At 39.3% G+C, this 26,192-nt stretch carries 14 protein-coding genes; 3 read left to right on the top strand and 11 right to left on the bottom strand.

All coding sequences use genetic code 11. From position 1 onward, the window contains the following. Nucleotides 1–128: 128 nt before the first annotated feature. From ACHUE3_RS04735 to ACHUE3_RS04695, 9 genes are all read right to left on the bottom strand, one after another. Nucleotides 129–371: a hypothetical protein gene (locus ACHUE3_RS04735; protein ID WP_394190700.1), complete on the bottom strand. Its 243-nt coding sequence runs from the start codon at nt 369–371 to the stop codon at nt 129–131. Further along, nucleotides 355–2,355: an exodeoxyribonuclease V subunit alpha gene (recD, locus tag ACHUE3_RS04730; protein ID WP_394190698.1), complete on the bottom strand. Its 2,001-nt coding sequence runs from the start codon at nt 2,353–2,355 to the stop codon at nt 355–357. The genes ACHUE3_RS04735 and recD overlap by 17 nt, the downstream gene beginning before the upstream one ends. Then, nucleotides 2,352–5,942 (bottom strand): exodeoxyribonuclease V subunit beta, encoded by a 3,591-nt coding sequence (recB, locus tag ACHUE3_RS04725; RefSeq protein WP_394190696.1) that lies wholly within the window; start codon nt 5,940–5,942, stop codon nt 2,352–2,354. The genes recD and recB overlap by 4 nt, the downstream gene beginning before the upstream one ends. After that, nucleotides 5,929–9,261, bottom strand: a complete 3,333-nt coding sequence (recC, locus tag ACHUE3_RS04720; RefSeq protein WP_394190694.1) for an exodeoxyribonuclease V subunit gamma — start codon at nt 9,259–9,261, stop codon at nt 5,929–5,931. The genes recB and recC overlap by 14 nt, the downstream gene beginning before the upstream one ends. 146 nt (nt 9,262–9,407) lie before the next feature. Further along, complete coding sequence (locus ACHUE3_RS04715; protein ID WP_394190692.1) at nt 9,408–10,460, bottom strand: alkaline phosphatase D family protein; 1,053 nt, start codon at nt 10,458–10,460, stop codon at nt 9,408–9,410. Continuing rightward, nucleotides 10,457–11,584, bottom strand: a complete 1,128-nt coding sequence (locus ACHUE3_RS04710) for an alkaline phosphatase family protein (protein ID WP_394190689.1) — start codon at nt 11,582–11,584, stop codon at nt 10,457–10,459. Before ACHUE3_RS04710 ends, ACHUE3_RS04715 begins: the two co-directional genes overlap by 4 nt. Before the next feature lie 61 nt (nt 11,585–11,645). Further along, nucleotides 11,646–13,997, bottom strand: a complete 2,352-nt coding sequence (locus ACHUE3_RS04705) for a TonB-dependent receptor domain-containing protein (RefSeq protein ID WP_394191651.1) — start codon at nt 13,995–13,997, stop codon at nt 11,646–11,648. Between the two features lie 137 nt (nt 13,998–14,134). Next, entirely contained in the window at nt 14,135–16,162 is a 2,028-nt protein-coding gene (locus tag ACHUE3_RS04700) for an EAL domain-containing protein (protein ID WP_394190687.1), read from the bottom strand. A 148-nt stretch (nt 16,163–16,310) separates the two neighbouring features. After that, nucleotides 16,311–17,357, bottom strand: a complete 1,047-nt coding sequence (locus tag ACHUE3_RS04695) for an alkene reductase (protein WP_394190685.1) — start codon at nt 17,355–17,357, stop codon at nt 16,311–16,313. A gap of 138 nt (nt 17,358–17,495) precedes the next feature. On the opposite strand from ACHUE3_RS04695, the gene ACHUE3_RS04690 reads away from it, so the two are divergent. The 3 genes from ACHUE3_RS04690 to ACHUE3_RS04680 all read left to right on the top strand — a co-directional run bounded on the left by ACHUE3_RS04690 (nt 17,496) and on the right by ACHUE3_RS04680 (nt 19,433). Beyond that, nucleotides 17,496–18,077, top strand: coding sequence for a TetR/AcrR family transcriptional regulator (locus tag ACHUE3_RS04690; RefSeq protein ID WP_394190683.1), 582 nt, complete (start codon nt 17,496–17,498; stop codon nt 18,075–18,077). Nucleotides 18,078–18,154: 77 nt separating this feature from the next. Next, the gene (locus ACHUE3_RS04685) at nt 18,155–18,550 is read left to right on the top strand and encodes a DUF2750 domain-containing protein (protein ID WP_394190681.1); all 396 of its coding nucleotides are present in this window, start codon (nt 18,155–18,157) and stop codon (nt 18,548–18,550) included. A gap of 235 nt (nt 18,551–18,785) precedes the next feature. Next, nucleotides 18,786–19,433 carry a hypothetical protein gene (locus ACHUE3_RS04680; RefSeq protein ID WP_394190679.1) on the top strand — a complete coding sequence of 216 codons (648 nt, stop codon included), beginning with the start codon at nt 18,786–18,788 and terminating at the stop codon, nt 19,431–19,433. Between the two features lie 310 nt (nt 19,434–19,743). On the opposite strand, the gene ACHUE3_RS04675 is transcribed toward ACHUE3_RS04680, so the two are convergent. Next, nucleotides 19,744–23,481, bottom strand: a complete 3,738-nt coding sequence (locus tag ACHUE3_RS04675) for a DUF2357 domain-containing protein (protein ID WP_394190677.1) — start codon at nt 23,479–23,481, stop codon at nt 19,744–19,746. Further along, a complete protein-coding gene (locus ACHUE3_RS04670; protein WP_394190675.1) occupies nt 23,478–26,165 on the bottom strand; it encodes a hypothetical protein in 2,688 nt (895 codons plus the stop codon). Before ACHUE3_RS04670 ends, ACHUE3_RS04675 begins: the two co-directional genes overlap by 4 nt. Nucleotides 26,166–26,192: the final 27 nt, after the last annotated feature.

The raw sequence follows: 26,192 nt of genomic DNA, 5'->3' as shown, positions 1-26,192 counted from the left end.
CGTGTTGAAACTCAAATTTGTAATTCAACAACCGTAAACTATCTAGAAACAGGTTCCATGAATCCGCATTAGTATCAAGTGCATATATATCTCTTAAGCTTCCATCATTTTCAAACTCTGATTTTAATTTACTCCATTGGTACATAGCTTTTATTTACACCTGATTTTCGATTCATATAACGCCTTGTATCACACGTACAAATAATTCCATTTAAAAATATCAAAGTAAACAGTATTGTTATTTCAGGAACACTCTGCACAATTTTACGCGCTAAAGCACGTCCTACTATATTTAAAAAAAACACAGCTAAAGCAAGTTCCCACATAATAAATTTAACACCGAGCAGCTTAAACTTACCGCTTACAGCCATATAACTCCACCAACCTCTCATACAACCCTGATGCGCGGCTGACTGATTTATTCATGGCCATGAGTAATACTTTTTTGTCGGCCACCAGCTCAAAGGTTTGTTTTGCACGAGTGATGCCGGTGTAAACCAATTGGCGGTTTATGCCTGCGGTTGCTTGGTTTGCTGGTGGCAGCACCATTGCAGTGTAGGCAAATTCTGAGCCTTGTGATTTATGTATGGTCATTACATACACTTTGTCATGGGCAGGGAGTCGTGCCGGTGAAAATGCCCGTTCATTACCCTGCTCATCAATAAATACTGCTTTTAGCTGCGCGTTTTCATCGTGCAGTAAAATACCAATATCACCGTTGAACAGTTTTAATTGGTAGTCGTTTTGCGCAATCATTATAGGTAAACCTAAATAATGGCGGTTATTTGCATGAGTATTAATTAAGCCGAGGTTATGTAATTGCTTTTCAATGCGAAGGTTTAAGCTGTTTACGCCATAATCACCTTCACGCACGGCGGCGAGTAATTGGTACTGAGTAAATGCTTGATGAATATCTGCACTCGGCGCACCTTGTTTAATGAGGTTTAAATACTCACTGTAATGACTGGCAGCACTTTGCACCAGTTTTTCAATTGGCTTAGTAACAATATCGTAATCTAAAACAACGTCGTTAAACTTACCTGAATAGATTTCCTGCTCAACATACTTGAGCTTACCCATATTGTTGGTGTTAACCGCAAAAGCCAGCTCGCCAATTCCGCTTTTAGCATCAAAACGATAACTATGTTGTAAAAACGCAATGCAATCGGCCAGTGCAAATGGGCTTTGTTGTGGTTGAAGCTTTTGCTCGCCTTTAAAACACAGCTGATTAAGCTCCCTACAACGCGCATCTGAATAACTCGGCGTTTGCCCAAGAGCCAAGCCTTGGCATAAGTCGCTCATTACACTGCCGGTATCTACCGACGCTAATTGGTCTTTATCGCCGAGTAATATTAACCTTGCGCGAGCGGGCAATGCCTCGATTAATTTAGCCATGAGTGATAAATCAACCATCGACGCTTCATCGATGATCAATACATCAACATGTAATGGGTTGCTGCTGTTATGTTTAAATTTATTGGTAAAGGGTTTAACCCCAAGCAAACGGTGAATAGTTTGCGCCGTTTGCGGAATATGTGGCTCAACATGACTAGGGATATGCGCTTTTAATTGCTGCTTTGCTCCTAAAATAGATTCACTTAACCGCGCGGCGGCTTTACCTGTGGGTGCCACCAGCTTTATGCTTAGCGGCGCACTTTGGTACAGTGATTGTAATATGGCTAATAACTTGGTCACTGTGGTGGTTTTACCTGTGCCTGGGCCGCCGGTGATGACACTAAAACCTTTTGTGGCCGCCATAGCACAAGCTACTTTTTGCCAATCGAGCCCTTCTTTTGGTGCTTTATCTTCCGGGAAATAGTCATTGAGTAACTTAGCAAGCGCTGCGTTATCTATTTTGATTTCGCGTTTACTCATGGCTAATAAGCGCGAGGCTAGCGTTTGTTCGTACCCTGCAAGGCGCGCAAAGTAGAGTCTATTACCAAATAAACACAGTGGTTGTTGCTCACCCACACTTGGGTGCGACTCTAAACAGCGAACCGCTTGCTGAATATCAAACGCATCATTAAATGGGCTAACTGTGTCGGGTGATGAGCCTTGTGCTTTATTAAAGTCAGCCTTTCGTAAGTTAAAAGGATTTTGCCAATTTACATCATCTAAATTTAAGCAGCTGTGTTGGCTTTGCCCTGCTAAGCACAGCAGTAAAATTAAATTAAATACATCACTATTATCAGCGCCGCTATCTACATGCTCGGTTAAAAGTTCAGCGAGTTTTACATCAACTACTCGTATGCGGTTCTCGCTCACTAAATAGTCAATTAACGGTACGGTATCTACTGTGTTATCAGGCTCAGCAGCTAATAATGGTAATTCATTTATTGCATCGACTTCGCTCATGATGCCTCTCCTTTTATAACCACGGGTTGAGTAAATAAACCATCTAAAATAGCCACTTGATCTGTGGTGAGTTTATTAAAGAAGATGCCTTTCCCTTCACCCATGCCCCGTAAAAAGGTGTAATACACGCCGCCTAAGTGCTGCTCAACGCTGTAGTTTGCAATGCGCTGTTTTAACAAACGGTGCAGCGCTACAGTGTAAATTAAATACTGTAAATGGTATTGATGGCTGCTCATGGCTTGCTCAAGGGAGTCTTGCTCGTAGTCGCTTGGCTTGTTTCCTAAGTAATTCGATTTATAGTCCAAAATATAATATTGCCCTTCAAAGCAAAATATTAAATCGACAAAGCCTTTTAATAAGCCCTTAACATCAAAAAACTCAAGGTTACTTTGGTTAAAACCAAAATGCTTTATAAGCACCGCATTGAGCTGTTTAGCGTTTAAGCTCTCAAGGGGTAAATTAAACTCCATTTCCACTAAACAATCACTCGGTGGCAATACACTTAAGCTTAGCCCTATGTTATTAAGTGGGCATTGTAGGGCGCTCTGTATCCACTGCTCTGTAGTTTCTTGCCAGCTGCTATCTATATGATATTTTTTTAAGCTTTTTTCAACGACACACGCGAGGTTTTGCTCACTGTTAGTTGGGTGTGTTATGGGGCTGGTAAAATCAATCTGTTCAAAAATTTCATGTAAGCAACTACCGGGTTTTGCGCCTTTAGGGAAACTGTATGGCGATTTAACGTCTTCTTGCTCTGCGGCAAACTCGTCTTTTTCGTGATCTTCGTCACTGCGCCCTGGTTGTATGTGATCGGTGTGTTTTTTAAAGCTCAAGGCACTAAAGCTAGTGGCACGCCAATCTTTTTCAATTTCAACAGTTACGTTATTAACGCTGAGATTGTGCTTCGAGCTTTGCATTGATGCTAATTGCAACGTGCCCTGCTCTAGCAACTCAGAGCTTGTAAATTCAGTGTATTGCATCGCTTTGTTTTCATCACAGAATGCTTTTAGATGATTTCGCCATACTTCGCTACTGGTAATATCAAGCCCTGCAAATAAAACATGACCCAGCGAGCTACTTTGAATAGCCAATCGCTTACTTTGCCCTTGCCCTAAGTTATACATGCCAATGGCGCAAAAATGAATGGCTCGTGTGAGTGCCACATACAATAAGCGTAAATCTTCAGCTAGGCGTTCTTGCTCGGCTTTTTGCAGGGCATCATCCGCCTTACTTAAATCGTAAATAAGTTGCCCATCTTTATGATACAAAGCCTCTTTAGTTTCACGATAACCACTAGCAAATGGCATAAACACCAACGGAAACTCAAGCCCTTTTGATGCATGCATAGTCACAATGCGCACTAAATTAGCGTCACTTTCAAGGCGTACTTGCACCGCCTCACCATCTTGCTGGCTAACCTTTTGTGCAAACCAACGTAATAGCCTTAATGTGCCTTCAAGCTCAATTTGCTTTTGCTGGAGTATTTCACTTAAATGGCGGTAATCGGTGAGCCAACGTTCTACGTTATACCCTAAACCTTGCCATTTCGCGCTTAGTTGATTGTGGCTTAACAGGTGCTCTAGCATCGCCATGGCACCTTGTTTATGCCACAGCGCCGTTAGGTAGGCAAAAAAGTTAAGGTACGATTGCCATTGCTCTTCATCATCAGCCAGCGCGTAAATCTCGTTATAACTTAAACAAAACAGCGGCCCCGCCAATACACCGCGCAGTAATGATTCATTGTATTGACCATGTAGCGCGGTTAAAAAGTTAAGTAGGTGATGGCTAAGCTCTTGGCTAAATACGCTATCACGGGATAAATACACACTGGCAATTTTAGCGTCGCTCAGTGCTTTTTTAATAATTTGTGCTTCTAACCGGTCGCGTACCAAAATACAAATATCGGCAGCGGTTACCGGTACCTCACCAATGCAGGCACGGCCTTCTTGAGCTTGGTTGAGTAAGATGACAACTTTGTTGGCAAAATGGCTTGCTAAATGATGCTGCCCAACCCCTTTGCTGGTGGGTTTTTTACTGTCATCGGCTGCTGTGTCGTTGAATACACAAAACTCAAAAGCTTTGGCGGGTTTGCCGTCGATTAAAAATGATTTATCGGCTTCTTTCCCTTTTGCAGCCACCGGATTAAATGGGATTGCATCATTATAAATAAAGCTATTGTCGTGCTTAGCAAATAGTTTATTAACACTGCTTACTACATCGCTACTTGAGCGAAAGTTAGTGCCTAAGGTAAATTGCTGTTCATTTTTAACCGCATGTTTTGCCCCAATATAAGTAAAAATATCTGCGCCCCTAAAGCCGTAAATCGCTTGTTTAGGGTCACCAATCATCGCCAGCGTTGTTTTTTCTTGGCCATAAATTTTACTAAAAATACCGTATTGAATTGGGTCGGTATCTTGGAATTCATCAATCATCGCCACTGGGAATAGCTGGGCTATTTTTTGCGAAAGCGTATCGCCTTGCTCACTGTTAAGTGCACTGTGTAAATTACTTAATAGATCATCAGGGGTGATCACACTTTGCTCTGTTTTACGTTTAACGATGGCTGATTTCACCCAGCTTGCAGCGTTTTGAACGATGGCTATGCCAAGCCCTTGGTTAATGGTACTACTGAGCTTTGCAAGCTCATCAAATTGAGGCAGTAATTCATGACTAAATAAAGGCTGATTCTTTTTATAATTACCCGGGTCGCTTAAGTTATCGCTACTCCAAACTTCAAACGAATACTTACTTGTACCAAATTTAAAAAATAGCTCATCACCACGGCAAAAATCCTCAAGCGCTTGTAAGCTGCCTTTGCGCGCTGGTGTTTTAGAGCCACTGAGCCCTGATGCTTTTACGGCAGCAATAAACTCGCTGTCTAAACACGCTTTTTTAAAAGTGGGTATTTTAGCTAAGTACTCTTCACGTGCTTGCCATACATCATCAAGTTTAACCGTAGGGGTAATGAGCGCATTGCCTTTATTAAGCAAACTCGATACCTGACTAAACAGTGATTCAGGGGCTGGGAATACATCTAAAATAGCGTCGGTTTTTTCTTTATTCAGCGGGTAGACAAAAGTACGCCAAAAATCTTTAATGGTCTCAAGTAGGATTTCGCGCTCGTCGAGTATAAATTCTAAATTAAACGCCACGCCAGACTCAAACGCATGTTGCTTTAGCATGCGCTGACAAAAGCCATGAATGGTAAAAATGGCTGCTTCGTCCATCGATTTTGCCGCAGCGTCGAGTAAATCAAAGGCGCGGTGTTTATCTTCGATGTTTTGGATGAGCTCGCTTACCAAATCATCTTTGGTTTTTAAGCCAAGTAATGCATCACGCGCGGAGATTATACGCGCACGTACCCTGTCTTTAATCTCTTGCGTGGCGGCTTCGGTAAAGGTTACAACCAAAATTTGTTCAACACTCAGAGGTTTATTTACCTCACAATGCGGATCATCCGCTATTTGCATGCCGAGTAAGTAACGTAAATATAAGCCGGTAATAGTATAGGTTTTACCGGTGCCAGCACTGGCCTCAATTAAACTTTGGCCCGTAAGTGGCATTTTGAGCGGGTTAAGCGCTTGCATAATCGCTCTCCTTAGCGTGATCGATTAATGGCGTAAGGAGTGTATTGCTCCACTGGGTGAATTCTTCTTGGCAATCTAATAATGACTGTGTGGTTAAACGAATATAAGGGTTTTCTCCCTCACCGCGGCCAATGTACTGCGGGCTAAATTTATTAATCGCTTTATTAATATCACCCTCAGATTTTACGTATTCATAACTACTGGCCGGAAAAAACGCCACCGGCGATTGCCTAAGTGCCGCGTATAAACCAAACCACTGGTTTAATTGTTGCTGTGCATACTCTGCATCTAATGGTGTAAAAGCGATTTGTTTATCTAACCCTAAAATTAAGGTTTCCACAGGATGGCCCATCACTTGAGCCGTTAAATGATAAATAAAACCTTTAATTAGGTCTTTAGCTTTAATACTGGCACTTCTGTAAAACACTTGTTTTTGTAGATAAATATGATTGAGCCAGCCTTCAAGCTGGCTGCTTTGCGTTTTGCCATCAGCACCCTCACATTTGAGTGTTAAAGACACCTCAACGGGCTCATTTTTGCCATTCGCAATATGTGTTTTCACTTGCCCTGCAAGCGCGTCAACTCGGTGCTCCATACTTTCAAAAATCAAGTCACCGACATGAGCTTGAGGCAGTTCCCCTCGTTGCAGTATTTGTTCACGACTCAGGGGCCTATCGAAAATGGCCGCTTCGAGTATTTCATCTAAATAAAAATAACGTTTCAGTGCATCAACACTAAACGGCTCTTCATCTTTGGCTACATCATTAAACTCAGGTAAGCGAAGCCCCAATGTTTGCTGATAAAAGCTTTCATGCGGGTTACATACACTGCGAATAAATACATCAAGATCAAGACTCTCAGGCATAACTATATCGAGTTTGCTAAGTGGCTCAGGCGTTATAGCCTCTGCTGGCAACCACACAGGATTATAGCTGTGCTCATTAAACGCCAATTGCGCAGGTGACTGCTGGCTTGGCATATAATAATGGTGATTAAATGGCTGTAGTCGCTGCGCTTTAACTAAACAACCTGGCAATATTTGCTCGCTTTGCTCAGTTAAGGTGAAGCTTCGACCAATGTATTCTAACAACTCACTCACCAACGTTGATGGCATGCGTGGTTGGTTGTCAAAACACGAGCGACCAATGTAACTCATATATAAATTATCGCGGGCACTAAGGAGCGCTTCTAAAAATAGATAACGATCATCAAGTTTTCGTGATCGGTCACCTTTTTGTTTTTTAGAATACGGCACTAAATCAAAACCAATGGGCTGCACAGTACGTGGGTAGTCGGCATCGTTTAGCCCTAGCATACACACCACTTTAAATGGCACGGCGCGCATCGGCATCAAAGTACAAAAGTTAACTTGACCTACTAAAAAGCGCTGGCCAACGCCTTTTTCTTGAATGCCTTGTTTGATTAAATAACTCACAATGCGCTGCGACACAGCCTGAGTGTAATCACCGTTTTCATGGTGTTTTTTCAGCTCATCGAGCACTTTTTTGAGGATGAGTAAGTCCCAGCTGTCATCGCTTTCACTTTCATAAATGGCTTCAAGTAGTTCATCTAAAATATCGGCTTTATTAATCAGGGTGTCATCGGGGCTTAAGCGTTCTTTAAATGTTTGCAGTACATCAATAAAATGCACCAGTTTATTGAGTGTATCGAGCGCCATCCCTTCAACTTCATCGGCGCTGTAAATGCCCTCAAACGGGATTTGCTCATCGCGCTGTGCAATACCGAGTAATAAACGGTTCAAGCCATGCTGCCAAGTGTTTAAATCTATCGCAGGTAAGTCAAAGCCACTTTTGTGCTCGGCGTTAATGCCCCATTTTACCCCTACTCGATCAAGCCAGTATTGAATTTGCTCGTACTCATGGGGCTCTAAACTAAATTTTTCGGCAATTTGTGTAACTTGCAGTAAGTCTAAAATGTCAGACACGCCAAAGCGCGAAAATGGTAAATTGGCTAAACTGGCAAACGAGCTCAGTACTGGTTTTTCTTGCTCTATGGCTAAATCAGCTAACGCATACGGAATATGGCGCTTACCATGCGCACCACCAAATACCGCCTCAATATAGGGGCTGTAGGTGCCCACATCGGGCATCATTACGATGATGTCTTTTGGTGTAAGTGCTGGGTTTTGATGAAACAAGTTAAGTAAATAATCATGCAGGCGCTCAACTTCGCGAAGCGGCGTATAACAATCGCTTACGATAATACTGGTGTCAGCCTCGCTTATTGGCAATTTGCCTTCGTCATTGATAAACCACTCTTTACCTAGCGTTAATGACTCACCTTTAAATGCTAGTTGGTATATTTCGCTTTGAATTTTACCCAATAATGAGTCATCAAAACTGTCAGTGAAGCCGTCAATCCAGCGGGCATCCAACTGCACTAGTTGCTCAAAATAATCACGGCCTAATTTACCCCACGATGACAGCAGCGGATTACCAATAAAATAATATTCATCGTCTGGTTTGCTCGGCGTATGCTCAGCGGCATCAATTAACGGGGTTTTAGCGTATTTAGCGGCAATTTTTGCTGCGGTTTTTTCATCAACCACATCACCCCAATAATGCTCACTGGGGTTAAAAAAGAATAAAAACACTTTGGTTTTTTTACTTAATGCATCAAAAATTTCCAGTTGAGAGCTGGCTATGGCCGATATACCAAATAGGCTAATGCGTTTTGGCAATAAGCTCTCGTCCATGGTCTCAAGTGCTGCCAGTAATTTACCTTGCATATTGGCACGATGAAACTGGCTTTGGCCAAGCTCAACACTTAAAGCAACAATGCGCCGCCATAAATCGGGCTGCCAAGGAGAAATACTAATATCTACGTCATCAAGGTCATCTTTACCGCTATCCCACGTTGCAATCCAGTGCGGGCGATACATTAAGTATTGGTCGTACACATCGGCTATTTTTTCACACAGAGCAAAGGTTTTTTGCCCGTCTAAATCACCTTCAAGATACGTTTTAAGGGGTAAATATAACGGCTCATCAATGCAATCAGGTAAAAGCGTAAATATTTTCCATGCAAGGTTGGGTTTATTAAACGCAGACTCTTTGGGTACGTTTGGCAATAATTGCTGATAAAGCTGCCAAATAAAACTTGAAGGCAAAGGAAAGTCCACCTGCGCTGCAATACCGAGGTTTTCACTTAAGCCTATTTTTAGCCACTGCGACATACCCGGGGATTGCACCAGTACCACTTCTTTTTCAAATGGGCTGGTAAGTGGGTCAACAGTTAACAGCTTATGGAACTGCGCTTGCAGGGTTTCCATTCGGTTAGATTGAATAATATTGAGCATTGCGACACTGTCCTTGCATGAGATAAAAGCAGTGTAAGATATTTTCAATTACAGCGGTAGCCATTAACGGTTAATGGCTCTAATAAATCAGGTGGTTAGCTTTAAAGTTAATCGCACAGAGCAACATTTACCCTGTGCATAGCATTTTAGTTATATGGGCTAATGCTCGATAAGACAAAATTAGTTTGCATAATTACTTTACCATCAAGCCCTTTTAATTTAAGTGAAATCGCAGGATCAGGCTTTTGCCAATCAATGCTTAAATCGCCATAGTTAACTTGATGAGTAAAATCGCCTACACGATGTTTATTTGGGCTAACGTCTTTCCATTTTTCTGTTAGGCCAGAGCTGGTCATTTCAACTAATGGGTAGTTAAGGTCCTCACTATATTTTGATATTTCTCCCCAGTGCGTATCACCACTTGCGATAATGACCCCATTCACTTTATGTTTTTTTATCAATGAAAATAAACGAGCGCGGTCTTCAGGAAAGTTTGCCCATGACTCCCAACCAGTAAAATCAGTTAATAATTGTAAGCTTGAAGCAATGAGTTTAATAGCAGCAGGCTTTTGTAACTCTTGTTCAAGCCACTGCCACTGCGCCTCACCCAGCATTGATGCACCTTTAACCTCTGTTGGGCTGTAAGGCCCTTGGTTATTCGCTTTGCGTTTGATGTAGTACTGTGTTTCACTGACATGATTAAGTGCATCACGGTTCCAGCGTAAATCAGGCATAATCACCTGCACTGTTTGCTCGCCTTCGCCATACATGTACGAGGTATAAATACCATCAGGACGCGTGCGGCGTATTGAATCTTTTGCTTCGCCAAAAAAGTCGAGCATGATTTTCCGTGATTGCTCTTTGTGTGGGTATTCTTTGCCTGCATCGTTTTGACCAAAATCATGGTCATCCCACATGGCAATAAGAGGTGTGTTCGCTTTTAACGTTTTAAACCCTGGCTTTGCTCCCAACTTTTGGTATTTATTAGCAAGCACAGTCATATCATTAGTATCGCCATAAATGTTATCCCCTAAAAAGATAAACAAATCAGCATTTTCTTTATTGATGGCATCAAATATAGGAATAGCTTTATCTTGGTGGCCACATGAGCCAAACAGAATTTTATTCGGAGCTATTGCAGCAGCTGCACTAAAGCTGAAAAATACACATGTTATGAGGGCTGTTTTAAGTTGTTTCATTTTAAAATCTCGTTAATCGCAGGTGCCATATTTGGGTTAAGTTGCTGTGGCTTTTGCCCTAAGGCTTTTAATACAGTAGCTGCAACTTGTGCTTGTTTAAATTCTTGTTCTGCTCTCACTAAACCAGCTTGCTTTATAGCCGGCCCCATTGCTGCCAGCCATATGTGTTCAGAGCCAACAATCCCATCAGGAAACGCTTTACGGCCTTGTGCTGATTTAGCCAGTGCACGTTTTGAGCTATGGTGCTGCCAGTCATTAGCATGACTGCCGCGGCCATGATCTGTAGTAACAATCAAGGTCGTGTTATTTTTATAGCCATCGGTTGTTTGTAGCGTTTGCCATAAGTCTTTAATAAACGCATCGCTTTGTTTAGCCGATTTTAAATAATGATCGTAGTGGCCGTCATGGGCAAAATCATCGGTTTCACCAAGACTTATGACTAATAGCTTGGGCTTTTTAGCCAGTAAATAGGCTTTAGCAAAGCGATAAGTAAAACTGTCTAAACGTACATTATGCCAAGGGCTCGGGATCTCATTTTGCATGGCATTGAGTAAGTGCGCATCATCTGATAGTTCATCGTCGATAGGCATAAAACCCGCATTCACGTACACGTCGCTGCGCTTATCATTAACGATATAAGGAAACACATCCCAGCTACCAAATAATGCCGTTTTATTTTTGTATTCTGGCTGCTCGTGTAACAGCTCTAAAATAGTTTTATTTGGGTTATAGTTTTTATCGTTACTATTAATGCTCTCATCAACAGTGCCGGTTAAAATTTCGTTATACCCCGGGTATGAAAAATACCATGGATTACTCACCGACATACGTGAGCCATTTTCTCTATCGCCTATAATAACGCCGTTTTTTGTCATTGTTTGAGTTACAAAGGGCATCAATAATTGCTGGCGTTGTTTAGGGTTGGTATGCCAAAACTCATTGTTTAATTGTTCTTTATTTTTTACAAAATCCACGTTGTTGATTAATGCTTTGTCAGCGCCAATAAACACTTCTTGCCAACGTACGCCATCGAGTGTCACTAACACCACATTTTGTGCGGCATTTGCCAATGTACTCGTTATAGTAAGTAGCCCTAGCACTGTTATTTTTATTAATGTGTTCATGTTATTACCTTAAAAAGTAAAAAGCCCATCAAAGATGGGCTTCATGATTTATAACTAATTTTTAAAAGTTAGCTGTAAATGTTAGTGCTGCAGTTCGTGGTGCACCAATAAAGTAGGTAGAGCCATTACCAGTACCACCGGCAAGATATTGTTTATCTGTTACGTTAGTCACTGCAAAGGCAATATCAATTGAGGTAAATGCGCCGGCATTTACTTCTGCGTAGTAACCTGCGTTAAAATCAATCACTGTGTAACCATCAACCTCATTGCGAGCGCGAGTTTGCTCGTCAGTCCATGAACCTAATCGCTCACCAGTGTATTTAGCCGACACACCAAAGCGGAAATCACCACTGTAGTAATCAGTAGAGAGCACAAACATGTCACTAGGTGCATCAATTACATCATCACCGGCTCTAAAGCTTGGACCGGCACCCTCAATCAGTTCGCCATTAGCGTATGAACTTGGGTCGTCAGATGCATATTCAGAGCTATTATTAGTATACGAGGTGTAGATATTCCACTCATTGGTTAGCATATAACTTGCTGATAATTCAATGCCTTGTGATTCAATACCGCCCACATTTATGTATGAGCCATTGGTGCCAATAGTGTAATCAATACCACTAGTGTCACTGCCTGGTGCAATAAAGGTAATACGGTTTTCAAATTCAATTGAATAAGCGGTCGCTGTTAAACTTAAGCGGTCAGCTTGGTAACGTACACCAAAATCAATATTCTCTGCTGTTTCTGGCTCTATGTCTGTCAGTGCTGAACTATCTCGTTCTAGAACACCGTCTTTAATCGCGGCAAAGTTTTCACTGTAGCTGGTAAACAATTCAGTGCTGTTATTTAGCTGATAAAGCACACCTGCGCTAAATAATACGTCTGAATCACTATTTACTTTATCAGAGGTTATATCGTTAAAGTGGTCGTACTTTTGTAATTCAACCAAGTATTGCTTAGCACCGAGATTTAAAGTGAAATCCCCTAATGCCATTGAGTCTTGGATATACCATTTGAACGTATCCGTATCAAAGGTGTTTTTGTATTGTGTCCAGTACGGTGTACTATCAAAATGATGATATACGCGAGCATCAATAACTTTGTGCCAATCACGTGATTCATCGCGCTCTGATTGCTCATACCAAATACCTGCTTCAATATCATGCATACCAAACGTTACACTATAATCTGCAGTTAAACCTAAGCGGTTTTTATTATAGTGAGTATGACGATATGACATAACCGGGGTTGCTGAATCATCATAACAAGCAGGGTTTAAACCAGGGCCTGAAGCCCACGGCCAACTTAGGCTCTGCGTGCAGTTTGCATCAGGTGCGAGTGGATTACCTTCACTGTCTGCAAACCCGTATGAACCCGCATTTGAGCCACCTTCTGTTGTAGGGTTTCCTTCATCATCTACAGGAGATGTTAAATAAGGTGGGATCCAATCTCCACGGCCTGAGTTTTTATGATAATAAGGGCTGATAGTTAATAATGAAGATGGAAAAAGAGCGTATTCAAATTTTACATAGCCTAAGGTATTTTCACGCAGTGTACCCCAGCCTTCAGCAAACATTTGGTCAAAATGTGGCACACCGGTCCAATTCCACGTAAGTTGGTCCCAATCGGGTGTTTGTGCAAATTGCTCAAGGCTGACACTGTTGTAGTTAGTTTCGCTAACATCATCATACGATAAACGGCCAGTAACCGTTAATGCATCAAAGTTAGAGACAAACTTAGCTTCAGCGTGTTGATTGTCTTTACCGCCATTACTGCCATCGCCAATCCAGCGGCTGGTGTCAGTTTGTGAATAGCTCACATAGGCTTGGGTATTATCAAAAATAGTGCCGGTTTCATGCTTAAAGTAATAACGCGTGGCGTCGTGATCGCCATTGGTGTAAGCAAATGTAGTGCTTTTATCAAGACTTGGGTCTTTACTAACAAAGTTAAATGTACCGCCAAGTGCTTCAAGCGAAGCAGATGCGATATCTGACGTACCTTGGCCTACTTCTACAGTGGCAAGGTTCTCACTGTCTAAGTAACGATTCGCTTTAGCGCCACCGCCATAGTTTGAGCCACCATTAGGTATACCATCAATGGTCATACCCAATTGCTGTTGGTTCGCGTCAATACTAAAACCACGCATAGTGATCGTTGTTGACCAATCATCACCGCCAAAAGCATCGCCTTCGTTTATGCTAATACCTGGCAGATTGTCGATAACAGCGAGTACGCTAGACACCGAACTTTGCTGCTCCAACATAGCAGGCTCAATAACGTTATTTGCATAGCTGGTGGGTTTTGCTATCACCGTTACTTCTTCTATTTCATTGTTATTGGCATAACTATTCGAGGAGAAAGCTAATGCGATTGCTAAGCTCAGTGCGCTTTTATTTTTAAGAGTGTACATCATTGTCCCATTTGCAATTATAGTGTTGTTTACGGGGACATTATGGTGATAGTAAGTGACAGAAAAACGCGTTTTTATTTACGGAACAGTTACGGCTGTATGTATTTTTTATGTCTAAGCAGATGATTAAGAATGAGTTATTTATTAAGCTTTGACGCAAAATCATGAATCTCATTCTTTGGCAGCGCAGGTGCGTAAAGCCAGCCTTGTGCGGTTTGAATACCTAAACATTTAACCCAAGCAAGTTCATCTTCGGTCTCAATACCTTCAGCCACAACTGAAAAACCAAGCTGCGAAAATATCTCTGCTACTTGCTGATAAAGCACCTTGCCAGCCGGTTGTTCGCATTGCAGCAAAAACTGGCGATCTAGTTTGACATGTTTTACGGGTAGGTTAGCCAACATTGATAAGCTTGAATAGCCTGTACCAAAGTCATCAAGTACAGTTTCTATTTTATTATCGCGCAGTTTTTCAATGTGTTTAGTCACTAAAGATTGTTGCGTTAAATAGCTTGATTCAACAATTTCAATTTTAACTTGATCAGGAAAATCAGTGAACAAATCACATATTTTATTGATCATTGATTCACTGGTTAATACATCAGGATTAACGTTAATACTGATCACTGGCTCAAAACCTATATTCTGCCATTGCCGAAGATCGCGCTGAGCTTGTTCGATAACCCAGTGATCTATAATTGCTGTTTGCTTATGGGCTATTAAGGTGTCTAAAAAGTAAGGTCCGGTTATCGAACCATCTCTTTTTACTAACCGTAGCAGCGCTTCAAACCCATTCACTTGGCCTGTATTGATATCTATTTGTGGCTGATAATAAAGCGCCAAGCGTGACTTAGAAATTGTATTGAGCACATCGGTAAGGCGACCCATTGAGTTATTTGTTTCTCGTTGCTGTTGAATAAACCGCTGTTCAGATTTTGCAGCAAACCGCTCGCTTACGTTTAATTGGCCACTGAGTTTATTAAATGCTAGCTGAAAGTCATTACGTTCACTGCTTAACTTTAAAAATGGATAGTAAATACATGCATTACAAATTATTAAAAAAACCTGCAATATCGGCGCAACAACATCGGTTCCAACCAGACTGCCGTTTATAATTGTAGGAGTCATCCAGCTTATAGACACTTCTTGATAACCTACAGCGCCAGCTGAAATTAAAAAATAACTCACAATAAAGTTAAAACAGGGTGCCAGTATAAAAGGGACTAATAAAAGCGGATTTAAAAATACAGGCAAGGCAAAAAGAATGATCTCACAAAAATTGAACACCGAAAAAGGCAAAGATAAACGCGCTATATTTTTCTCATGGCTGGCATTTGACATAAAAAATGCGGCAAGGATCAAACCAATAAAACAACCAGTTCCCCCTATTAGTACAAATGTATCGTAAAAAGTTTTTGCTGTTAAACCGGGAAATATATCAGCATCTAAAAATGCTTGGTTAAACATCATTGAGTAAACGTTGTCGCCATGTACACCAAAAAACCAAAAGCCATGTATCATCACCATTCGTTTAAATAGCTGCTCAACAACAGAGCTGCCGCTTTCCATAGGAACTAAGTAAACTAGTAATGTATGCATTACCTGTTCAATGATCGGCACTATTACAAACAGAGCAAAAAATGCGACTGTAAACGGCATGATCAACATTAATTTTTCTTTTAAAAAACCACTAATAAGGCTTGAATCAAAATACTTTTGTGGCAAGAGCCGATAAGATAGCATTAACAAGTAACTCGTCAATGAGGGGATCAAAATAGCGTATGCTGATGCCCCAGTAGCATCAACAAAGACGCCCCCAGCGCTAAAAACGAGAAAGTTGCTATGGATAGTAAAAGAGATTATTGCCAACATGCTGCCAACAACAGCACTCTGCCCTAAATTTTTTGATAAATGATAACCGACAGATAACACCACCATAACCGGAAACAATAATAAAATTGCACGGGAGCTTTTTTGGACTATTCCATAAGTTGAATCCGCTGGTGACAAAAAAGAAAAATTAAGAGCAACGTTAAGAGCGAGAATAGCTAATGCAGAGCAAACAAAATAAGGTAATAAAGCGATAAAAGATTCACGTAAAGATAATACAAATCGCGAATGCGCAAAGCGTGTAAAACCATTATTTATGTACGTAATAGCCGCCAACTTCTATTCTCATTGGAATGTTTTATTAGATTATAAGTTAATTATCTCTAAAAAGTTAGTTAATAGCTTGGCAGTAAAGAAAAATCCCCTTTTAGTATCAATCAAGTGCAGTATTTTTGTACTGCACTTAGTAATTAATTCTCGCTATTTACACTAATTCACTCAACATAGAATCATCATAAGCCACTAACTCTTCATCATTAGTCACTTTGCTGATGTAATCAGGGTTCGCAATAAATGGACGTCCGATTGCAATCAAGTCAAATTTATTGTCACTAATTGCTTGTTTTGCAGAATCAAAACTGTAACTTCCAACGCCAACAAGATTGCCGGTATAATGGGCTCTTAAGTACTCTGAAGTCGTTTGATTATCTAAACTTGCAAAACGCATGCTGTCGTCAAAAATACCGCCGTGTACGTAAGCTAGTTCACGCTCATTAAGGGCAGCCAATAAATAGTCGAATACCGCTTTGTCACGGCTATCCTCTTCCATGTTAAAATAAGCACCAGGAGAAAGTCTTAGCGCTGTTTTGTCTGCACCTATAGACGAGATAACAGCATCAACTACTTCAAGCGCAAAACGCGACATATTTTCTGGCGTTTGTCCGTACTCATCTTCACGAGTGTTTGCTGTGTAATGTAAAAATTGATCAATTAGATAACCATTGGCTCCATGAATTTCCACACCATCAAAGCCTGCTTCAAGCGCGTTTTCTGCTGCTTTTGTATAATCGGCTACCAGTTGCTTTATCTCATCAACAGTCGCTGCTTTAGGTGTTTGGTAAGTTAATTCACGCATTCTTGGCACTGAGCCTTCAACACCAATAGCCGAAGGAGCTAACACATCACCACCGTCAAAAAAGTAAGGGTGTGCTACACGTCCAACATGCCACAGCTGAGCAAACATCTTACCGCCTTTCGCATGGACTGCATCAGTTACCTTTTTCCAGCCTTGTATTTGTTCACTGGTAAATAAGCCTGGCGTATTTGGATAACCTTGTGCATCTGGACGAATAATTGTAGCTTCACCAATTATAAGACCGGCATCTGCGCGGCGCGCATAATAATCTACCATAGCCTGTGTTGGCACTAAATTGTCATCGCTCATACAGCGGGTCAATGGCGCCATCATCACGCGGTTTTGTAATTCAATGCTGTTATTTAACTTGTAGGGTGTTAGTAAATCGATAGTCATTCTTGTGTTCCTTATCTTGAGTGTACATTCAAGATAAGGTCGTTAAAGCGATTATTCAAGTCTATTTTGAATATTTGTTCAAGATTAAGTAAACTGATACCTCTTATTAAGTAAACATATTAATAGTAGCGAGAATTTATGAGGGTAGCCGAGTTTGACCGTGAGTTTGTTTTACGACAAGCCATGCTTGCATTTACACAATGCGGGTATGCAAAAACAAGCATGCAAAAGTTAACCCAAGTAACTGGATTGCATCCGGGTTCTTTATATGCGGCTTTTAAAAATAAAAAAGGCGTATTCTTAGCAGCTATAGAACAATACCAAACCGACAAAAATCAGCAATTCAATGCTTTATTTTGTGCAAACACACTCGTTTTACCAAGCTTACGCGCATACTTAGAATTAGTAGTAGCGGAGTGTTTAGGGGGTGATAGCATGAAAGTATGCTTACTCACTAAAAGCATTACAGAGGTAGAAGGACAAGATAGCCAGATAAGCAAAGTTTTAAGCGATAACTTAAATGCCTATGAACAAGCCCTCGCTTTTCAACTTAACCGTGCTATAGAACAGCAAGAAATAAGCACGAAGCGTTCAGCTAAACAACTTGCTCGCTTTTTTGCAATGAGTTTATACGGACTTAGAACTTACGCTTTAACAAATAACAACCCCGAAGACATCAACCAGCTAGCTGATGATTTATTCAACGCCATTAGCAATTAATTTTTAAGCAATCGACAAGCTGTCATATTTTTCAATATACTAATTAAGAAGACAGCCAAACAAAAGTGAGCCTTTATATGAATAACGCAACAGCGAGCGCAACCGAAAAGTTTGAAACTATCTTGGGTTTAGGAGCAAAAAAAAGACTGGCATTTATGTTTGAAACCGTTCAAGAGTTTAAACAAGTTTGGATATTAAACGACGATGATGGATGTGTCATGCTCGCAAACGAAGATGACGACTGCGTTCCAGTATGGCCAGAACGAATTTACGCAGAAGCATGGGCAACTGGGGAGTGGGAAGGCTGCACTGCAAAAGCAATTAGCATTAAAGACTGGCAAAGCCGATGGACACCGGGCCTAGAGCAAGATGACTTACTGATTGCCGTATTCCCTACTGAAGAAGACGACGGCACCATTTTATTCCCTGATGAGTTTGATTCACAATTAAGAGCGAAAAAGAAACGTTTTTAGAATAGTTAAAACCCCCTCAACACAGATAAAGCGGCTACCGTAGCCGTTTTATTGCCTGTTCAATTATTGCTAATAACCCCTATCTATTAGCCAAAAACTCCGGTTAAGTGAGTTACTCAATACAATTTTATCCAATAAGCTAGGTTGCTGAAATTTAATTTAAGACAAATACCTAGATTTTATATATCTTTATCAGTATGTTATTAGTTATTGATTTAAATGGATTTAAGATGTTATGAAACACATGAAACTAAAAGAAAAACAACGTCAATTACGAAACACCTTCCCCGAAGGACTAGCACTACGTGTACACAGAGCATTAAGCTGGTTAAATAAGTCTGAGCAATGTGATGACCTTGATTCGCAATTTATTTTTCTTTGGGTGTCATTCAATGCCGCTTACGCTCAAGATACAGAATGCTTGAACCTAAATGAAACACAATCATTCACCCAGTTTTTAGAAAAACTCAATTCACTCGATCAACAAAAACGGATCTATAACTTGCTATGGAATGAGTTTCCTAACAGCATTCGCGTGTTATTAAACAATAAGTTCGTTTTTCAGCCCTTTTGGCAATTTCAAAATGGCAACATCACTGAGCAAGAATTTAAACACAAATTGAGTGAAGCCAAAAAATTTGCAAACTTTGCTCTAGCAAACAACGAAACAGCCAAACTCACCTCCATCGTATTACAACGCTTATACACACTGCGCAACCAACTTATGCATGGCGGCGCAACATGGAACAGCAGCGCAAATAGAGAGCAACTAAAAGACGCAGTGCAATTTTTATCGCAACTTGTACCATTTATTATCGATATTATGATGAATAACCCCAAAGAGCTTTGGGGCGATGCACATTACCCGCTTATTGATGGGTAATGTGAATCGTCCTCAGTCAGCCGCACGCACCAATTAAGTTCATATTTCAAATTGCTTAAATAACGTTTCTAATTAAGTCGTTTAATCTTATGTACTACTAGTTGAATTTTCAGCATTTGTTAAGGACCTGCACCAGAAGATGGTGCAAGTACAAAAATTAGTTGAGCCCAGTGATTCTTACCTTAACAATGTAATATTTACAAGTTCAAAACACAGTGATTTAATTGATACTCTTGATGCTTGCTTGGCCCATTCGTGTCGTGAATTTATTTAAGTGATAGCTAATTACTATGGCTGAAACTATCCATTACTATTCCGCAGAAATTTCACTAATCATGATACTACTAGCTCCATCATCACCAGATAAATACATATTAAGAGCATATAGTAAATCAGGGGTTTTATTAAATGCTTCTGGCTTATTAATATTACCTAAATGAACCCGACTCTTTACTTTGTTATCTCGTTCCATAACATTAAATAATGTGCCGCCTACATTTTCATTTAATAATTGTATTGCATTTAATAATTTATCTGAATTTACACTACCTACAGCCATAGAGCCTGCTATACCTAGTTTATCGCTTTCTCGAAGACGTATAAGTGCAAAGACTAGCTCTAATCGACGTAGTAAAGAATTCCATTTGAAGTGCTTATCATTGCTTTTAATGTTTAACTCATCCTTGGTTATGAAATCAGAGACTCTATTTACCAAAACATCAATTTGCTTACTTGATAATTGGAAGACCAAAGATTTACTTCGCCAGATAGCTGTACCCAATATCTCTAAACTAACAGCGCGCGTACCGCCTATATCATCAATTGGCATTAGAATATTATTAAGCAGCTTTTTTTGCCATTCAGTCGAACAATCACCCAGGGCATAGGAGATATTCAACATTGATTGTCGTAACCCCTTTTTACACTTAGTATCTTCGATCCATTGATTCGCAATATTTTCAGGCACCTTACAATGAAAGTAGCTGATGAACTGCCTTAATTCCTGTTCCAATTTATTTGGAACATTGAGACCTAAAAGCTCTACTGCATTATTCAAAGCAAGGTTAGCGCTTATGTGTAAGTTCTTAGGGAAATCAAGGCTCGATATCTCTCGCTCTTGGTCAAATAGAGTTAAAATAGGGAATCGCCATTTTCCAGATAAACGATTAACCTCACTCATAGGTATTGCGCCAATTTCTGTTATATCATTAAGTTTATAGCGGCCCCTATCATTTTTAATTAAATTCCCTGAAATCTTATCCGGTAATTGCGCAAATAAACCATCTTCAAATTGGGCTTGATGTATAAATACTTCACCTATACCCAAATTAAGTTTTTGGCATTTATTACCATTTTTATCTTGGAAATAGCTAGAAGGATCTATTTGCATAGAAATACGTTTTGAACTTTTCCCATTAACTAAAAACTCATAGTAATCATGGACTTCATTGAAAACACGTTCAGACCATTCTAATATGTCTGTCTCTCTTCTACCTTGAGAAGTAAATTCAGCAAGCTCAGGAATTGTTTGTACTTTGGGATATTCTGGACATACTCTTTTTTGCTCTTGAGTCATCTCCCAATTCGACCACTTTGCAATTACCTGATTAAAAGGGGCATTACCGCCAGTTGGTCTAAAGACTAATTGATAAGGTTCTTCATCGCCGTAGGTATAACCTAAATCCAATATACACTCTATATCAGTTGTTAGTGGAAAGGCAGAGTGCTCTAGAGTCAGGCTGTAACGCTTAACATCTTTTCCTTGTCCCTGAAAGATTGGTAACGTAATTTTTGTTTTTCCAGCAGGAATTGTAAACTTGTTCTTTAGTTCAAGCGAAATACGCTTGCCTCGTTTAGGCTCTATTGTTGTTTTATCATCTACAAATACCAATTCAACCTCTCTACCCTCCATTGGCAAGCGAGTTAATAATTTAGGGAGATGATCTCGCCAATAGACTGTATTTCTTTTTGTTGACATTAATTCAAAAAGGGCTTGGGAGCCATGAGTGATATCTAGGTTTTTATAGGTATTTTTACTATCAAAACCATTCGTTTTTATCGATGGATCTAATGTAATAATATTCAGCGATGTAAATGCATTAATACCATTTTCTTTGAGTGAGTGAGATAAAGTACTTTTAGCAATATCAACATGATGAGATGCTAGTTTATTCCTATTACTTTCACTCAATGTATACCAGTTTCTTTTATACTTTATCGCAGGCTTTCTATTATTTTTTATCAACTCTGCATAACTAAATGACGAACAGAAAGCATCTATGACATCCTGGGGGTATTCCCCCTTGAGAGCTTGATTAATAAGTTTAATTGTTCCTTTATTATCTAATTTAAAAGACGGATGCCTCTCCCAATAAATTTTTTGTTTGCTATTTTGACCAATAACTGGTGTTGCATAAAGCCCATTTCCCCCATGCTCTAATACAACAAATAACTCTCCTTTTTTTATGGGTAACATTGTTTTAGCTTGCACGGCAAAAACGGCTGCAATACTTTTTGGTAAAGGCGTCGCTCTGTAGAAAGCACGATTGAACTCACTGCGAATTACCTTAGAATCAAAATCACTAATGTAATCACTAACTAAATAATTAACCTTGGGTGTTTTTAAACTTTTAGCAATTAGGTCTACTATTACACTTGCATTATCTTCATCATAAACAGATCCGTAGGTTAATAACTCGGCATCTTGGTCTAAGTCAATTGCGGTTGATAACGAGAGATCTAACACTTCTCCGGTATGATTATCTTTTTGGGCAAGCAATCGTAGTGGCAAAGGGCTTTCACTTTGTAGTTTTTTTACTGACCCTTTTTCTTTAGCTATATCAGAAGTCATGAAGCGAACATATGGAATACTGGATGACAAATTAATCGTTGCAAAAAAATCAGAGTTTATCGCCTTAAACACTCTTGGTAAACCAGACTCTCCAAGCCAAGATTGAACAATTTGATCACCCATCATTTGCAAATCTTGATTGAACAATGAGTAAGATTCTATTTGACGATTTTTTTCATCAAATACTACAACCCCAACACTCGAAATATTTATCGTATAATATTTTTTCACATCAAAATTAGCGACTAATATTATTTTAGATTCTTGATCATTAAATGAAACACTTATATCAATATATTTTTTTTCATTTAATCTATAAGAGCCTCTAGCCTCTAGGTTTTTACCAAGTATTTCAACTGAGCCATAAGCATATTTATAGGTCAAATCAGTTACATCGGATGACAACATGCTTTCTAACAGGTGAGCCCCGTTAACAGATTGAATATGCGTAACAATTCCTAACCACAATCGATGTAAAAAACTAATCTCAACATGATTATAAATATGTGCAATTTCATCATCAAGTCGGTTAAGTTTATTACCAACTCGCCATATTTTTTGGTAGCTTTTGTCTTCGAGCAATACATTATTGGGTGGCATTGCCTGCCATGCCTTAATTTCTTTGACTTCTTCTTTACTGCCCCATAAATCTAGCTCTTGTGCTAACCAATCTTGCTCATCATTTAAACCACCATTTTCGCGCTTACTCTCTAACAAATAATCAAGGTATTGAATCGTATTGTGAACAAATCTATTTTCTAATGTATCCAAACTATTACACCGCGTTAATGCTAAAACATGGGGATTAGCAGAAAATTTTTGGCGAATATTATTCCCTGGTTGACGTGATAACCATTGTACAGAACGGCTATCTAACTGCTGCGCCTTATAAATAGGCACAAAATCATGCTTTCGAACAACTTTATAGCGCGGATGGTTGATCACCGTTTTTAACGCAGCATCACAATAAGATAATAGTTGTGTAAATTTATCTTGAGATTGTAGCTCAGGAGCGGTAGCAAGGTGACTCAATGCCATTAAATTAGGTTCACCGGTAACAGGCTCAATAATATTTTTTGATAAGAATATATCTTGTAAATAAGCGACAAGCAGGGCTTTGGCATCTTTGTTATTCAAAGCACGGTAGAATTGAGCAAAAGTGCTCAATTCTACCGTGCTTTTTATCTCATTATTCATGCGTGCACCTTAGGTGCGCTCTCTACTAAATATTCTTTAATATCTTTGGCATCAAATCCACTTATTTGAAGACAATTTGCAATTTGTTCGAAGGACAAATCGGAAATTTCAACCTTATTGTTCCTTGCATATGTATTTAAATCGTTAAATTGTTCAGGACTTAGACTTGTTTTTTTGGCTATTTTCTTCTGTATATTATTTTGTAATTTTGGTTGTTGTTGTTTGTTAACATCATTAGGTATTGCTTTAACAAGTTCTAGATACTCTTTTTTGCTCTCATCATCATTTAAGTAGTCAGCGCTACACCACATAAATTGACCATGTCCCATAACCATAGCACGCTCAAAATCAGCAACTATGTTGAATTTTTTATCGTCTAATAAACTTAGAATAGGTGATAAACAGCGCTCCTTACCAATCCCACGGGTTTCAATGCCTCGTAATTTTGGCATAACTTTTTGCACTAACTGATCTTCAAAAGCAAAGTGTAATGCTTTTTTATAATTAGCATCATCAAATCCATTAGCTGAAAATGCTAAAACAAGCGGATGATTAACCATAAAATATTCTATCGATTGCCAAACACGATGACCTAACGCTTTACCAACCTCCCCAAGATGGTTATTAATACTCTCAATAATGCCTTTGTATTTTTTATGCTCTGCACCAGGTAAGCTACTTTCTAACTTAACCCAACGATGCCACTGTTGCGTTGATAAAAAATGACTTGGAGCCTCTTTTTTTTCTAATTTTTTACGGGCGATTAATGTCGTTGGCCTTGGAAAGTAAATAGTTACTCCACGATCCAGTACCTTATCAGATAGTGCCTTCGTGGTTTCATCTTGATTCATGGTCCCAGCGAATAGCATATTTCTACCCAACGCCAATTTATGTGGTTCGTGTTTAGCACCAAGTTTAATTTCTATCGTAGGTAAGTTATCTTTTGTCGCACCACGTCTATCTTCTAATTTACTCAAAAAGTCAGCAAAATACATTTCTACATGCGCAAGATTCATTTCGTCCAATAACACTAGATTCATCATGTCTTTTAAACCATTCGGGTTAATAGACTTTTCCGTTTGACTTTGGATTAAAAACTTTAAGATGGGTTGTGCATCAAAGACATTATCAATAGCATTGAAATAACCAAGCATCGATTCTTGGCTATCCCAATTTGGCTGAACTGGTACGCTCATAAAGTTAATACCACCAAAGTGAGCATATAATTTTGGAAGCTCAGATTTACCAGTTCCACTAACACCCGCTAATACTGTTAATGGAGACCATTCAGAAATTTTAAGTGCCGTATGAAAAGAATATAAAATTCGGTAGTCAAACTCTAACCCATAATTTGATATCTTCTTCTTAATAGTATTAAGCCAAGATATCTCCTTAGTGTCAGCAGGCCAAACGGGTAATTCATTTTCGCCTTTTAGTCGACTAATCACGCCGCTTTGAATCTGTTGCAAACGCTCTTCACGATTACTTTCATCTTCATAGCTTACTTTTAACCGATCTATTTCAGCTTTCAATTTGTTATTCTCAGCTTCTTTAGAACTAAAAAGACTTTCCGATGTATCAAGTTCACTTTCCGCACGTTGTAATTGATAACTAAGCTGTTCTATGTCTTTTACTTGGTTTTGTAACTGTTGATTTTCATTAGCAAACCGATCAGCACGATCTTGAGCATTAATGAGTTCAGCTTTAGTCTTATCATAATAATCCTCTATCTCTTTCGTTGGCCTTTCTAACAACTCACCATTTAAACGATTCAATTCCTCTTTCGTTGCCGATAATTCTGCGAGTACTCGAGCGGGTTCAGCACCAAGTTGTTTCTCAAGATCTTTATACAAACCGAGTGATATTTGTGCACCTTCTAAACTGTTACGTAAGCGCACTATTTCATCTTCTTTTTGTTTTAAACTTTTATCTAAGCTTACCCTTATATCTGCTACACCTTCACTGATATGCTGCTCAAGCGCTTCCCTCTTTGCTTTAATATCTACTTTTTTAAGTTGATTTTCTGCTTTTTGCTTGGTGACAATTTCAGTTTGCTTAGCTAATTCTTGGTATTGAAATTCTAATTGTTCTCTTTTTTCTTTCAGCTCATTATCAAGGGCATTATGTGCGGTATTTTTACTCGCTGTAATTTCTGCATTAACAGCATCTCGCTTTGCTGTAATTTCTGCATTAACAGCATCTAATAATGCTTGCTTTTCTGTTTGACATGTAAGCTCAAAATTTTGCTCATTTTGCAATAAACGATCGGCCCTATCGATTAAAGCTTGCTGTTCCTTTAATAATTTATCACGCGATTGTTCAAGAGTATTTTTCAATAAATCCAATTGTTTTTCTTTGTGTTTAACTTGTTCATCGAGTTGCCTCTTATAGTTAGCAACTTGATGTGGTAATCCTTTTTCAACATTAATACGCTCGTTACTAAGTGCTATTTTTTCTTTTTCTAGAACACTCTGTAATTCTTTAGCTTTAGATAGTTCAATCGATAGCTGTTTTTTTTCTTCTAAAAGCAACGCTCTCTCTTGATCAATATCTTTTTCCTTTCGCACAATTTTACTTTTCTGCGCATTAAGTTCGTTTTCACGTTTAGCCAATAATTCTTCTATATTATTTTGTTGTTGCGCTTGTTCATTATTTTTAACTTGCTTTTTTTCTATTTTATTCATGAGATTACTTCCTTAAAAATACTTTTG

The organism is Pseudoalteromonas atlantica (assembly GCF_043641955.1).
Taxonomy (GTDB): Bacteria; Pseudomonadota; Gammaproteobacteria; order Enterobacterales; family Alteromonadaceae; genus Pseudoalteromonas; species Pseudoalteromonas atlantica_A.
Note: the sequence above shows the minus strand (reverse complement) of the source record. Positions and strands in the feature narration are given on the sequence as shown.

Bases quoted from the DNA above. Each gene is read 5' to 3' on its own strand.
- ACHUE3_RS04735 (WP_394190700.1), bottom strand. From the start codon at position 371: ATGGCTGTAAGCGGTAAGTTTAAGCTGCTCGGTGTTAAATTTATTATG.
- recD (WP_394190698.1), bottom strand. From the start codon at position 2,355: ATGAGCGAAGTCGATGCAATAAATGAATTACCATTATTAGCTGCTGAG.
- recB (WP_394190696.1), bottom strand. From the start codon at position 5,942: ATGCAAGCGCTTAACCCGCTCAAAATGCCACTTACGGGCCAAAGTTTA.
- recC (WP_394190694.1), bottom strand. From the start codon at position 9,261: ATGCTCAATATTATTCAATCTAACCGAATGGAAACCCTGCAAGCGCAG.
- ACHUE3_RS04715 (WP_394190692.1), bottom strand. From the start codon at position 10,460: ATGAAACAACTTAAAACAGCCCTCATAACATGTGTATTTTTCAGCTTT.
- ACHUE3_RS04710 (WP_394190689.1), bottom strand. From the start codon at position 11,584: ATGAACACATTAATAAAAATAACAGTGCTAGGGCTACTTACTATAACG.
- ACHUE3_RS04705 (WP_394191651.1), bottom strand. From the start codon at position 13,997: ATGTACACTCTTAAAAATAAAAGCGCACTGAGCTTAGCAATCGCATTA.
- ACHUE3_RS04695 (WP_394190685.1), bottom strand. From the start codon at position 17,357: ATGACTATCGATTTACTAACACCCTACAAGTTAAATAACAGCATTGAA.
- ACHUE3_RS04690 (WP_394190683.1), top strand. From the start codon at position 17,496: ATGAGGGTAGCCGAGTTTGACCGTGAGTTTGTTTTACGACAAGCCATG.
- ACHUE3_RS04685 (WP_394190681.1), top strand. From the start codon at position 18,155: ATGAATAACGCAACAGCGAGCGCAACCGAAAAGTTTGAAACTATCTTG.
- ACHUE3_RS04680 (WP_394190679.1), top strand. From the start codon at position 18,786: ATGAAACACATGAAACTAAAAGAAAAACAACGTCAATTACGAAACACC.
- ACHUE3_RS04675 (WP_394190677.1), bottom strand. From the start codon at position 23,481: ATGAATAATGAGATAAAAAGCACGGTAGAATTGAGCACTTTTGCTCAA.
- ACHUE3_RS04670 (WP_394190675.1), bottom strand. From the start codon at position 26,165: ATGAATAAAATAGAAAAAAAGCAAGTTAAAAATAATGAACAAGCGCAA.